Genomic DNA, 11,964 nt, shown 5'->3' with positions numbered 1-11,964 from the left:
TTCACCGACCCCGTCGAGATGGAAAAAGCCGCCAACGAACTACCCATCGAACAAGTCGCCAAACGCTGGATCATCGCCTCCACCCCAGACGAAGCAATCACCCAAATCAGACAGTACGTCGACGCCGGATTCAACCACCTGGTCTTCCACGGCCCCGGACACGACCAAGAACGATTCCTCACCACCTTCACCGAACAAGTCCTCCCCGACCTACGCAACCTCGGCTGACAAAACCCACAACCACCCCACCCAGCCGAACACCACGACGAACATAGACGCAGGGCCGCGCTCGTCGCTGCTCCTCGACGTCGACGGTCCGACCGCGGGCAGTCCGTGTGGGTGGTCAGCCGGTACGCGGAGGCGCGTCAGCTGCTCTCGCCCCCGGCTGAGAAGGACAGTGGCCAGGTGGACCGCCTGTTCAAGCACATCAGCACCACCGGCGTGCAGGGCGGCTTCCCGGCCGCGCCCGCCACGCACATCTGAACATGGACCCGCCCGACCACACACGGCTGCGCAAGCTGATCAACGAGGCGTTCACCGGCCGCGCGGTGGCCCGGCTGCGCTCGCGGAGCGAGGGGATCACGACGCAGCTGCTCGACGAGCTGGCCGAGGACGACGAGGTCGATCTGCTGGCCGCGCTCGCGGGGCCGCTGCCGATCACGGTGATCTGCGAGCTGCTCGGCGTGCGTGAGGAGGAGCGCAACGAACTAAAGGTCTGGTCCGGTGTCCTGGTCTCGTCAGCCGGCAGAGGAGGTTCAGGCAGGAGTCGGCGCAGCTCATGCACGCCTACCTCAGCAGGCTGATCTCCGAGAAGCGCGAGAACCTGGGCAAGGACATGCTGTCCGACCTGGTCCACGCCAGCGACGAGGGCGACTCGCTGTCCGAGGTCGAACTCGTCTCGATGGCGTTCCCCCTCCTCGCGGGGCACGAGACCACGATCGACCTCATCGGCAACGGCATCCTGGCTCTCCTGCGCGACCCCGCGTAGCTGGCGGCCCTGCGCGAAGACCCCGCGCCGCTGCCGGGAGTGGTCGAGGAGTTCCTGCGCTTCGGCGGCTCGCTGCACTTCGCGAGCCTGCGCTTCACCATCGGCGCCCTGCTCTACCGCTTCCCGGCCATCCGCCCGACCGCGGACCCGGACACCCTCCGCTGGCGCGCGGGCACCCTGATGCACGGCCAGGAGACCCTCCCGGTGCGGCTGCGCCAGGACCCGGCCTGACTGTCGCCGCTTCTTCCCGACTCCCGGGCCGGGCGAAGAAACGTGCGTATCGGCGGTTTTCCGGCTTGTTCGCCACGGCGCCGGGAGATGGCGTGGCCTGTCGCCCGGCCAGGTCGACGACGCTATTCATCTCTACAACCTCGGCTGGTCGCTGGCGCGAGTCGGTCGGCACCTGGGTGTCGAACACGTCGTTGGGCTGAACGAACTGCGCGAACGTGGTGTGCCTGCTCGAGAAACTCACGGACGTTTACGCGACGAACAGGTAATCATCGATGACCCGAGCTGCAGCTGTGTCAACTCGATCGGCTTCGGCAACGTCCTCGATGGATGCGTCTTCATGTCTTCTGCTAACGTTCCTGTTCAGCCGTCAGCCTTGGTCGCGGCAGGGGCCACCCGCGCCGACGCCAGCGAGCGCCGCATCACTGGGCTCTATATCAAGGCCGTCGAGCAGTTCAGCTACGATCGAGCCCCGGGCGGGGCAGAGCCTGCTGCTGCTGAAATACTTGGATACTGTCGTTCGGCGACGATTCGTTCGAACGTCGGCCCGCTAACCCTTTGGAGAGGCCATGTCTGTTCTTGTCATCGGTGCGTACGGCAATGTGGGCAGCCATGTGGTGGCTGGGCTTGTGTCCGCCGGAGTTACGGTCCGCGGGAGCAGCCGGACGCCGGGGACCGGCGAGTTGCCGGACGCTGTCGAGATGGTCCGCCTCGACCTGGAGAAGCCGGAGACTCTGCCGGCGGCGCTCGAGGGCGTCAAGAAGGTTTTCCTGTACGCCAGCCCGGACGGCATCGCCGAGTTCGTCAGCGCGGCGCAGGCGGCCGGGGTGGAACACGTCGTGTTGCTGTCGTCGGCTTCCGTGGTCGAACCGACCATGCGGCAAAGCCGGAGCGCGCAGATGCACACCGTGGTGGAGGAGGCGTTGCAGGAGTCCGGAATGGCGTGGACCTTCCTCCGCCCGACCACGTTCGCAACCAAGCAGCTCAGCTTTGCTCGGGCGATCCGGTCCGGGGAGGTGTTGCGTATTCCGTTCCTGCAAGGGCGCACCGCGTCGATCCACGAACGGGACATCGCCGACGTGGCGGTCCGCGCGCTGACCGGCGCCGGGCACGAGGGGCAGGCGTACTGGCTGACCGGACCGCAAGCCTTGACGCAGCAGGAGTACATCGAGACGATCGGAGCGGTGATCGGGCGGCCGATCGAGGTCGTCGAGTTGGCTCCGGAGGACGTCGAGCCGAAGATGCCGGAATTCCTCATCCGGACCCTGACCGAGCTCCTGGCGGCTCCGTGCGTCGTGACGTCCGCCGTCGAAGAGGTCACCGGGGTGCCGGCCCGCTCGTTCCGGCAGTGGGCCGAGGACCACGCCAAAGACTTCAGCTGACTGTCTGCTGCTCTCCTTCCTGCTGACCGGTCGCATCAACCTGCGCCGGCAGCGGGCCGGCGTCCTGCGCTCGATCGCCGCGATCCTGGCCTTCCTCGGCTTTCTCATCGCTTTCGCGGCGCGAATCCAGCTACCTCACCGTGAGAAGGCGGGCGTGCCGGTCACTGCGCCACGGCGGTGCCGGCGCGCTCATCGGCAATGAAGGAATCGAGCCCGGGTTCGATGCACAGATCAGGCGCCCCTTGCAGTCTGCGGTGACCTGCACGTTCACCCCGTGGCGCCTGTGCTTCCCGGAGTAGTACGGCCTCTGATTCGCGACCCGGTCGATCGGGATCAGAGTGCCGTCGAGAATGGCGTACGTGAGCCGGCCGATGCGTCGTATGGCCGCGTTCAGGTTCTCGGCGTGTACGGCGAGTAGGTCGATGGCTCCCCGGACGTACCGCGAAGCCGTGGTGACGCTGACCGCGGAGCCGCAGGCCAGGCGGGTGATGGTGTCACCATCGCGGAGATGAGCCAGGGCGAGTAGGACCTGCAGGCCGGCATCGAGGCGCCACCACCGGCCCCGACGCCGGGCGCTTTCGGCGCGGATGAGGTTGGCCAGCTGGTCCAGCGCGACTGCGGCGGGGTAAGACAGCACAGCGAGGCTTCTGGTTGGGGAATCGGATCTTGGTCGACTGCTGTCTTACCGGGAGCTTTGTCCTATGTCGGCACCAGCTCTTCTCCGCGCCCACCGCGACCAGGCACAGCACGATGAAGCTCATTATGTGCGGCAGTTGCTGACCCGTTTCGACGCCGATTCGGGTCGCGTTGCGTTGGCCAGCAGGGGTGTCCTCTTCACTGCGGGGGAGTTGGCAGGACGCGGCCGGAGGCTGCGTGGCCGTACGTCCGACCTTGCCGCAGTGCCGGGTCGAGCCGGACGGCGGCTCGGTCGACCCGGCGCAGCAGCATGCCGGGCGCGGCCCCGAGCAGACTCACCGCGCCGATGACGTTGCCCTCGGCGAACCGCGCCTCCACTCGCGAGGCGAACGATGCCGCGGGCACTTCGCCGCGGGCGACCGCGAACGCGAGCGCGGCGAAGCGGGAAGGTGTGCGGGTGTAGGCGCTGGCCGAGCCGCTTGAACGCTTCGGCGCGCGGGACATCGCCGAGATTCTCGGGCACGATCGCGATCTTGTCGAGGGCGGCGAGCCGGCGCGCCGGTCCCGGCGGGTGGGCGAACCGGAAGTTTGCGAGCGCTTGAATCCGCCCCGCAGGCAACTGTCAGACCGAGGGATATGGATCCCTCCTCACGCGACCTAGCATCAGCAGGGTACGCGAGACAGCAGCCGTGACAGAGGGGTGGGTGGCAGATTCCGTGGCTGATCCGACCGAAGCCTTGCCGAAGAGTCGTGACCGGCAGGCGGCGTTGAGCGTGAAACGGGTGCTGACTCGTGAACAGCTGGAAGAGTTCGCCGAGCGCGGCTTCATCGTGATCCCGGATGTCGTGCCGCCGGACCTGATAGCCGCTGCCAACGCGGCGGTCGATGAGCAGGTACGCGCGCGGCCGCCGGTCGACGGGCACGTCGGGGTGGTCTACCGGTTCCAGCAGTTGGAGGAAGCGCCGGTGCTTGCGGCGTTGTTGCGTGACACCCCAGCCTTCTCGCTCGCCGAAGGACTCACCGGGGCCGGCGCGCTGGAGTTTCCCGAGACAGTGCAGACCGCATTGACTTACCCGCCCTTCAAGGACGCCCGGGAAAAGCCGCACATCGACGGCGGTAAGGGGCGGAAACCCGGTGACCCCCCATGGACATTCACTATGCTCGCCGGGTTTTTCCTGACCGACCAGTCAAGCGATGACACGGGAAACCTATTCGTCTGGCCGGGAACACACCGCGATCACGCACAACTCTTCCGCGAGCGCGGACCCGAGGCCTTCACGACCTACCCGAATGTCAAGCTGCCGGAGCGAGACATGGTGCGCGGTCGTCCGGGCGATATGCTGCTGAAGCACTACCTCCTCGGCCACAACGGCGGCAACAACACTGGCGATTCCGTTCGGCGCACGGTCTACTTCAGGCTTCGGCGCCGGGGGCACGAGGCGACGTGGGGTCAGGCCCTGCAAGATCCCTGGCACGATTTCGCGCCGCTGCGAGGGTTGGTGCCGTCGCCCGGTGAAACCGGTCAGCAGGGTCGGTAGCGGTGAGATCTCGGTAGTTCTACGGCTATCCGCTCGTCGTCGGCCGGCGGACGGTCGCGGCCTGGGCGTGGCCAATGCCTTCGGAGAGGTTCCGGCTGCCGGGTTCGACGCCTTCCCGCACGCTGGCGCCCTGGGCCGGCCCGAAGACGAAGTGCATGCCGGGCAACAACGACACCTGGTGCTCCACGGCCTATCTGAATCTGTCCGGTCGGCCGCTGTCGCTGCGCGTACTACGTCGGAAAGCGCGCCACCGGCGCCGGCGAGCAAAGCTTGAGGAAGCCGATAAATGGGAACAAGAAACCATCAGCGAGGCAGGGGTGGAGACTATTATGCCTGACGTCAACGATCTCGTGGATGTGGCGACCGGTGACGTCATTCTGGCCGAGATCGATGTCACGCTGCCCGGCGTCCTAGCCCTCGTGCTCGAGCGTGCCCACAGGTCGTCCTTCCGCGCAGGCCGGTGGTTCGGACGGTCCTGGATGTCGAGCCTCGACCAGCGCCTGCAGGTGACCGATGAACGGATCTGCGCGAGGTTCGCCGACGGGGAGATTGTGACGTGGATATCCCCGGGCAGCGCCGGTGATCCCCCCGCTGTCCCGGTAGCCGGCCCCGCATGGCCGTTGCGGCAGAACCCGGACGGCTCCTACGCCATCAGCGACCCGCAGCGCGGCCTCACCTGGCAGTTCGAACGCCGGGCCGGATATGAAGACGACGAACTGCCCCTGATCTCGGTCACGGACCGCACAGGCCACGAGACCACCTTCAGCTACGACGCGGTCGGCCGCCCGCTCAGCATCGTCCACTCCGGCGGCTACCGCGTCCTGGTATCGGTCACCGACGAGCGCGTCACCGCGCTGGCCCTCGCCGGCCGCGACGGCCAGGAGGACATCCCTCTGCGCCGCTTCGAATACGACGATTCCGGCAACCTGTCCGGCGTCGTCAACTCCTCCGATCTGCCGCGGCGCTTCACTTACGACGGCGCGGGCCGGCTGACCGGCTGGACCGACCGTAACGGCTACTCCTACCACTACACCTTCGACTCCGAAGGCCGGTGCGTCCGCGTAGAAGGCCCCAACGGTGCCCTATCCGGCACCTTCGCCTACGAGGCCGGCATCACCCGTTGGACCGACATCGACGGAGCTGTCACCTCCTACGCGATCACCGAGTCTGCCCAAGTCGCCGCGATCACTGACCCGATCGGGAAAACGGCGCGGACGGAATACGATGAACGTGGCCGTGTCACAGTCCGCACCGACCCCCTCGGCAGGGTCACGCGATATGCCTACGACGACCGCGGCAACCTGCTCTCGGTAACCAATCCAGACGGGCACGAATCCCACGTCGAAGTCGATGAGGCCTGCCTCCCAGTACGGATTACCGGGCCGGACGGAAATTTCTGGCTGCAGGCTTTCGACAAGAACGGCAATCTCACCGAACTGACCGCGCCCGACGGCTCGATGCTCAAGTACGGGTATGACAGCCGAGGGCATCTCGTCGAGGTAGCCAGTGCGGATGGCGCGGTCACCACGATGGAATGTGATCCCGCCGGGATGCCCGTGACCGTCACCATACCCACCGGTGAAACGACCCGGTACGAGCGCGACCAGCTAGGACGAGTCGTGCGTGTCGTGAGCTCCGACGGCGGGACAACGGCCTATGCATGGACGACGGACGGCCTCCCTGTCTCCCGGACCCTGCCGGACGGGTCAACCGAGTCCTGGGCCTGGGACGGCGAAGAGAACCTGCTGCGACGGATCTCCGCCACGGGATCGGTCACGTCGAACACTTACGGGCCGTTTGATCAGCTTCTGTCGATCGCCTGGCCGGGCGGCACCCGCAGCGAGCTCGAGTATGACCACAACTGCCGCCTCATATCGGTAACCCACGGCGGGCTGAAGTGGCAATACGAGTTGGACTCCGCCGGCCGGCTGAGTGCGGAGACCGATTACAACGGAGCTACCACCCAGTACTGGTATGACGCCGCAGGACAGCTCGTACACCGTGTGAACGCCAGCGGCCATGAGGCATCGTTCGCCTACAACCTGCTTGGCAATCTGGCGTCTTATCATCCCGCAGATGGCGCGGTGACGACGTTCGACTACGATCCGGCAGGCCGCCTCTTGCGCGCGAAAAACGACGACGTGGACCTGGTCTTCGTCCGGGACTCGCTCGGACGGGTGGTCACCGAAAGTTGCAACGGTCGCGCGGTCACCAAGACCTACGACGCGGCCGGAAAGGTAACGAGCCGCGTCACTCCGTCCGGGGCCGGCACCGCCTGGGTCTACAACACAGCCGGAATGGCTTCGGCACTCACCGCCGACGGCAGGGAACTGCGGTTCGGCTATGACTCCGCCGGACGGGAAATCCACCGGGACCTGCCCGGAGGAACTGTCCTCACCCAGGAATGGGACCAACTCGGCCGCCTCGTGACTCAGGCCCTCACCAGTTCGGCTGCTCCCTCCACTCCGGAAGGATCCAAGGTCTCGGGGCAACTGCTCCAACGGCGCGCGTATACATACAACCCAGACGGATTCGTCACGGGCTTGCAGGACCTGCTCACCGGCGACCGGGCGTTCCGTCTCGATTCCGCTGGGCGTGTTACCGCCGTTACTGGCCGGCGTGACGGATGGTCGGAGCAGTACGACTATGATCCCGCGGGCAACATCGTGAACGCCGTCTGGCCAGCCTCGGGCACTGGTCCTGCTGCCGGAACCCTGGAGGTGTCGTCACAAGGGCCGCGCGAGGTAGACGGAACCCTCACCACCCGGGCCGGAAACATCCGCTACCGCTACGATGCTGCTGGGCGCGTCATAACGCGGACGCGGACACGGAATTCCGGCGATCCTGACACTTGGCGCTATTCGTGGGACGCTGAAAGCCGGCTTTTCTCTGTCGCCCTCCCCGACGGGAGCAAATGGCACTATCAATACGATCCCGTTGGCCGCCGCATCGGCAAGCGGCACTTCTCCTCTGACGGCCGGCTACTGGAGCAGACGCAGTTCTCGTGGGACGGGGGAGTTCTCGCCGAGCAAGAGGACCTTCATGGCGATAGCGAGAAGGTCACCACATGGAATTACCGGAACGATTCGTTCATCCCGATCACTCAGGCCTCACGAACCGTTATACGCGCAGGTTCCGAAGAGAAGAGGGTCGGCGAAGAATTCTACTCTGTAGTAACAGAACTGAGCGGTGTACCGACCGAACTCGTCTCCCCCAACGGGGTCATCGTCGGCAACCAGCAGCACACGCTGTGGGGGCAACCCTCCTGGCAGCGCGACACCGCGACCACCCCGCTGCGATCTTCTGGTCAGTATTTCGATCAGGAAACCGGGCTGCACTACGACAGTCACCGCTACTATGATCCCGAGACCGGCGCTTATCTCTCCCCTCACCCCCTAGGGCTGACGCCTGCGCCAAACCCTCACGCGTACGCCCCGAATTCCCTTGTCGCCAGCGATCCTCCCGCGCTCTTGAACCGCGAAGAAGCAGCGTGGGTGAAGACGGCGGATAAATGGATAGGTTCTCTGTTTCTTTCTCACCATCACCTGCAGGTTTATGCTGGCGTTGACGGGTTCGACGCGCGCCTATTTGCAGGTGGAGGGCGGCCGTGACGGAGTCGGCACGTGCCCGAGATGCCCGCGGTCCCCAATGAGGCCGTGAGGTTGCGGGCTGCGAACGGGTGGCTGCGGGAGTGGCACGGAAGCACGTGCTGATCACCGTGTGCCCCAGGGGCATCGCGTTCTGGGGTTGCCGCTGGTCGCGGCGGTGATGAGGTCGCGTGGGCGGCGGTTGGCGCGTCTTGTGGCGCAGGCCACGCAGTTGCTCTTCTTGATCATCGCGGTGGGCGCGCTGATCGTCGCCGCCGGCTACCTCGCCGTCTCGCGGCGCCGCCCCGGCGTCGAGCTGGCCGGTGCGGCCGCGCGCTCGTCCGACTCCTCCGTGGTCTCGTGCCTGTGCTCGCGATGTCCCGTACGAATGCAGTCAACCTTCGTTCACCTCTGGCATTGCATGCAGTGCCAGAGGTGGAGAGCCCCTCCGCCCATGCCGAATCACGTGGCCAGGCCAGACGCGACCTGTGCCGCGGATCAGGACTGGGACGCCGCAGTGAGCTTCGCGATGTCGGGGGCGTAGACGGTCATCCAGTGCGGATGCAGCCGGTAGTAGACAACGTCGTTGTCCCAGTCGAAGGAGTCTTCGCCGTAGAAGTCCTTGAAGTACGCGAGCAGGTCCGGCCAGTCCTCGGCCGGCTCGCCGTCCTGGGGATTGAGGATCTCCACCGTGCCGTGCGTGAACACGCCCAGGTCCTCACCGCGCATGTGTGCGGCGCTGACGGCGGACCGGACGGCGAGGTGGCGCGCCTTGGCGGCGCCGCGCGCCGTGCCGAAGTGCCACTTCCCGTGCAGGAAGTGCCCGTCCACGCCGCTGATCCGCGGCTCGCCCTTCGCCGTGACGGTGGCCAGGGCGAGGGTGCACATGCCGGTGAGAACCTGGGTGAGCTGCTCGGCGGTGAGGCTGCGCTCGCTGTTGATGATCGATCGGAGGTGCGAGGTGGCGCGGGAGAGGGAGGCGTCAAGGAGGGCCTGAAGCTCGATGAGCTCTTCTGGCGTTTCGCGCATGGAGATCCTTATCTATCCGTGGTGCCCGGTCCACGACCACCATTGATGCAAACCAGTGACACCATGTTCGCCCCAAAACCTGACACCTTGTGTCGCATTTCTCTACCCGCCTTGCGGATGCCACCGGCCGCCAGGCCGGACATCACATACGGCGACGCCAGCCTCACCTGCTCCTCGCCCATGCGGCGGCCAGCGCAGTAGGCGGCCTGCCGATACCAGTCGGAGCAGGGCTACCGTTAGATACTCGGTTGGATGGCCTCCCGGGCGACAGCGCGGTGCCGGGCCCTGGCGGCGAGGCCCACGACGAGCGAGCGGAACACCGCGAAACAGCGGTTCGTCGGGACCAGCATCTGTTGTTTCAGGCGGGCGGTGCGCTGGTGCTTGGTGATGAACGGGCGCAGGCGGGCTTCCCAGACGCCCATGGCGGCGTTGATGTCGTCGGGGTTCTCTCGCAATGCCCGGCCGAGTTCAGCGCCGCCCTTGAGGGAGGCGCTGGCTCCCATTCCTGAGTAGAGGTTCAGGCACCACGCCGCATCGCCGAGCAGTATCACCCGTCCCTGGCTCCACCGCGGCATCCGTACCTGGTGCACCGAGTCGAACAGATAGTTGGTGGCCTGCGGCAGGGAGTCCAGGACGTACCGCACCACAGGATCGTCCATGCCTTGGTAGACCGTGCGCAAACGCTCGACTGGCTCATCGGTGAATTCGGCGTCGACGTCCTTGGTGCAGTAGGTAAGTAGCGCCGTCAGTGCCTGGTCGGCCAGTGCGAACACCCACGCCGCCCGCTTGGAACGGGCGCTGATGATGCTGTCCTGCGGAGCGAAGCCGGGTACCTGCTCGGGCAGCTGGAAGGCGCAGATCATCGCGTTCCAGTTCGTCATGAAGCGCTCGTGCGGACCGAACACCATCTGGCGCACGCTCGAGCGCAGCCCGTCCGCGCCGATGACGAGGTCGAAGGACTCGTTGTACGGGGTGCTGGTGGAGGCGTCGTTGAGCCGTGCCTCCACGCGGTCGTGGCCTTCGGCGATCTCCACAGGTGTGGTGGCGTAGCGGACCTCGATGTCGCTCTCACCCGGTGCCGGCTCGGTGATGCCGTGCCAGAGCGCGGCTTCGATGTCGCCGCGCAGCACCGCGCTCGGTCGTCCGGGCTGGTCGAGGAAGCCCAGACCGGGTTTGCGGGTCCCGTCGCGGTTCAGGGACCATACGGCCCCGCTGTCCGGGGTGCGGGTGTGCAGGTGGTCGGCGATGCCGAGGTCATCGGCCGCCTGCCTGCCGTCGGGAAGCAGGCCGATGAAATAGCCGCCGGTTCGGCGCTCCGGAGCCCGCTCGATGATCACAGGCGCCCATCCGGCCCGGCGTAGCCCGATCGCCGTGGCCATGCCCGCGATCCCCAATCCCACGATCAGTGCGCGCTTCTGCATGAATCACTCCTTGGTGATGCGGACGCACTGCCGGAGGGCAGGCGGGATTGTTCGGCGTCCGGCACGCCAGTTCTCGGAAAACCGCCCGTGGTGGCAGCCACAGTGGGCGATCCTCCAGGCGAACTACGGCACCAGGACGATGCGCTCGTCCGTCTCGGCGGTCCACGCTTGCGAGATCTCCGCGAGTGGGATGCGCCGGGCCCGCACCTCGATCGCGCCCTCGGCCACCGTGGCAGCCAGCTCCGGCAGCTCTCGAATGAAGTCGCGGGGGGAGACGGAGCCGATGCCGCTGCCGATGATCTGCAGCTGGGCGCCGCGCAGTGCAGCGGACGGGACCAGTGCGAGATCGCCGGCGATCGACCCGATCTCGATCCAGGTCAGCGGGACGCTGCGGTCGGTGCGAGCAGTGAGCAGACGCATCATGGCCTGGCCGGTGGGCTCGCCCCAGACGTAGTCGAGAACGACATCGACGTCGGCTGCCTGCTGGATCTGGTCGAACGTGATCGCCTCGTCGGCGCCGAGCGCGGGCAGAGTGGCCAGGCGTGCGGCGTCGCGGCCGGCGGCGATCACCTCCGAGGCGCCGAATCGCTTGGCGATCTGGATCGCCATCCGTCCGGCGCTGCCGGTGGCGCCGAGCACGAGGACCCGTTTCCCCTTCGGGAAGTCGATGCGGCGGCGCAGCGCGACCCATGAGGACATCCCGGGGTTCATCGCGGCGGCGATCTGCACGGGATCGATGTTGTCCGGCAGGAGAACGCTGCGGCGCGGGTCGATCACGGTTCGTTCGGCGAACGTGCCCAGTGCCGTGTCGTCCAGCGCCGCATAGCGAAGCCGTCCCTGGTTGTCGCGCACGACGCCGTCGACGCCGGGCACGAGCGGCAGTACGCCACTGCTGGAGTAGTGCGAACCGTCGGCCTTTGCCCTCGTGAGGTGGTGCAGTCCGGCCGCGAGAACCTCCACGACCATCTCATACTCGCCGGTGGCGACCGGTTCGGGGTGCTCACGGTAGATCGGCGGGGTGTCGAAGGCGGTGATGACAGCGGCGTGCATGTGGTCCTCCTCAGGTCGTTGGTATTACCAACAAGAGCGATGATGGTTGGTAATGCCAACGATGTCAAGGGTGGGTGCCCCACCGCTCGATCGGCGCTGACCTTC

At 66.5% G+C, this 11,964-nt stretch carries 11 protein-coding genes and 2 pseudogenes; 8 read left to right on the top strand and 5 right to left on the bottom strand.

The window, feature by feature from the left end; genetic code table 11:
* The 6 genes and pseudogenes from ACH4T9_RS25040 to ACH4T9_RS25015 all read left to right on the top strand — a co-directional run.
* Positions 1–228: pseudogene (locus ACH4T9_RS25040) on the top strand (F420-dependent glucose-6-phosphate dehydrogenase); the annotation flags it as partial.
* Between the two features lie 111 nt (positions 229–339).
* On the top strand, positions 340–483 hold the full coding sequence (locus ACH4T9_RS25035; RefSeq protein WP_396673776.1) for a hypothetical protein: 144 nt from the start codon (positions 340–342) through the stop codon (positions 481–483).
* A gap of 2 nt (positions 484–485) precedes the next feature.
* A complete protein-coding gene (locus tag ACH4T9_RS25030) occupies positions 486–803 on the top strand; it encodes a hypothetical protein (RefSeq protein ID WP_396673775.1) in 318 nt (105 codons plus the stop codon).
* Entirely contained in the window at positions 779–988 is a 210-nt protein-coding gene (locus ACH4T9_RS25025) for a hypothetical protein (protein ID WP_396673774.1), read from the top strand. The genes ACH4T9_RS25030 and ACH4T9_RS25025 overlap by 25 nt, the downstream gene beginning before the upstream one ends.
* Positions 989–1,027: 39 nt before the next feature.
* Entirely contained in the window at positions 1,028–1,219 is a 192-nt protein-coding gene (locus tag ACH4T9_RS25020) for a hypothetical protein (protein ID WP_396673773.1), read from the top strand.
* A 566-nt stretch (positions 1,220–1,785) separates the two neighbouring features.
* Positions 1,786–2,598, top strand: coding sequence for an NAD(P)H-binding protein (locus ACH4T9_RS25015; protein ID WP_396673772.1), 813 nt, complete (start codon positions 1,786–1,788; stop codon positions 2,596–2,598).
* A gap of 196 nt (positions 2,599–2,794) precedes the next feature.
* Here ACH4T9_RS25015 and ACH4T9_RS25010 read toward each other — a convergent pair.
* A pseudogene (locus ACH4T9_RS25010) lies at positions 2,795–3,235 on the bottom strand (transposase family protein); the annotation flags it as partial.
* Positions 3,236–3,432: 197 nt separating this feature from the next.
* Positions 3,433–3,738: a hypothetical protein gene (locus tag ACH4T9_RS25005; protein WP_396673771.1), complete on the bottom strand. Its 306-nt coding sequence runs from the start codon at positions 3,736–3,738 to the stop codon at positions 3,433–3,435.
* A 212-nt stretch (positions 3,739–3,950) separates the two neighbouring features.
* Between ACH4T9_RS25005 and ACH4T9_RS25000 the strand changes: the two genes are divergently transcribed.
* Together ACH4T9_RS25000 and ACH4T9_RS24995 are read left to right on the top strand one after the other, a co-directional pair.
* Positions 3,951–4,772 (top strand): phytanoyl-CoA dioxygenase family protein, encoded by an 822-nt coding sequence (locus tag ACH4T9_RS25000; RefSeq protein WP_396673770.1) that lies wholly within the window; start codon positions 3,951–3,953, stop codon positions 4,770–4,772.
* 155 nt (positions 4,773–4,927) lie between these two features.
* On the top strand, positions 4,928–8,383 hold the full coding sequence (locus ACH4T9_RS24995) for a DUF6531 domain-containing protein (protein WP_396673769.1): 3,456 nt from the start codon (positions 4,928–4,930) through the stop codon (positions 8,381–8,383).
* Positions 8,384–8,857: 474 nt separating this feature from the next.
* Here the strand turns inward: ACH4T9_RS24995 and ACH4T9_RS24990 are convergent, their stop codons facing one another.
* From ACH4T9_RS24990 to ACH4T9_RS24980, 3 genes are all read right to left on the bottom strand, one after another.
* Positions 8,858–9,388, bottom strand: a complete 531-nt coding sequence (locus tag ACH4T9_RS24990; protein ID WP_396673768.1) for a pyridoxamine 5'-phosphate oxidase family protein — start codon at positions 9,386–9,388, stop codon at positions 8,858–8,860.
* 236 nt (positions 9,389–9,624) lie between these two features.
* Positions 9,625–10,809 (bottom strand): FAD-dependent monooxygenase, encoded by a 1,185-nt coding sequence (locus tag ACH4T9_RS24985; RefSeq protein ID WP_396673767.1) that lies wholly within the window; start codon positions 10,807–10,809, stop codon positions 9,625–9,627.
* A gap of 123 nt (positions 10,810–10,932) precedes the next feature.
* On the bottom strand, positions 10,933–11,859 hold the full coding sequence (locus tag ACH4T9_RS24980; protein WP_396673766.1) for a zinc-binding alcohol dehydrogenase family protein: 927 nt from the start codon (positions 11,857–11,859) through the stop codon (positions 10,933–10,935).
* Positions 11,860–11,964 lie beyond the last annotated feature (105 nt).

It is taken from the genome of Micromonospora sp. NPDC020750 (genome assembly GCF_044334565.1).
Taxonomy (GTDB): domain Bacteria; phylum Actinomycetota; class Actinomycetes; order Mycobacteriales; family Micromonosporaceae; genus Micromonospora.
The sequence above is the reverse complement of the archived record's forward strand: the minus strand, read 5'-3'. Positions and strand labels throughout refer to the sequence as shown.

Bases quoted from the DNA above. Each gene is read 5' to 3' on its own strand.
- ACH4T9_RS25030 (WP_396673775.1), top strand. From the start codon at position 486: ATGGACCCGCCCGACCACACACGGCTGCGCAAGCTGATCAACGAGGCG.
- ACH4T9_RS25025 (WP_396673774.1), top strand. From the start codon at position 779: ATGCACGCCTACCTCAGCAGGCTGATCTCCGAGAAGCGCGAGAACCTG.
- ACH4T9_RS25015 (WP_396673772.1), top strand. From the start codon at position 1,786: ATGTCTGTTCTTGTCATCGGTGCGTACGGCAATGTGGGCAGCCATGTG.
- ACH4T9_RS25005 (WP_396673771.1), bottom strand. From the start codon at position 3,738: ATGTCCCGCGCGCCGAAGCGTTCAAGCGGCTCGGCCAGCGCCTACACC.
- ACH4T9_RS24995 (WP_396673769.1), top strand. From the start codon at position 4,928: ATGCCGGGCAACAACGACACCTGGTGCTCCACGGCCTATCTGAATCTG.
- ACH4T9_RS24990 (WP_396673768.1), bottom strand. From the start codon at position 9,388: ATGCGCGAAACGCCAGAAGAGCTCATCGAGCTTCAGGCCCTCCTTGAC.
- ACH4T9_RS24985 (WP_396673767.1), bottom strand. From the start codon at position 10,809: ATGCAGAAGCGCGCACTGATCGTGGGATTGGGGATCGCGGGCATGGCC.
- ACH4T9_RS24980 (WP_396673766.1), bottom strand. From the start codon at position 11,859: ATGCACGCCGCTGTCATCACCGCCTTCGACACCCCGCCGATCTACCGT.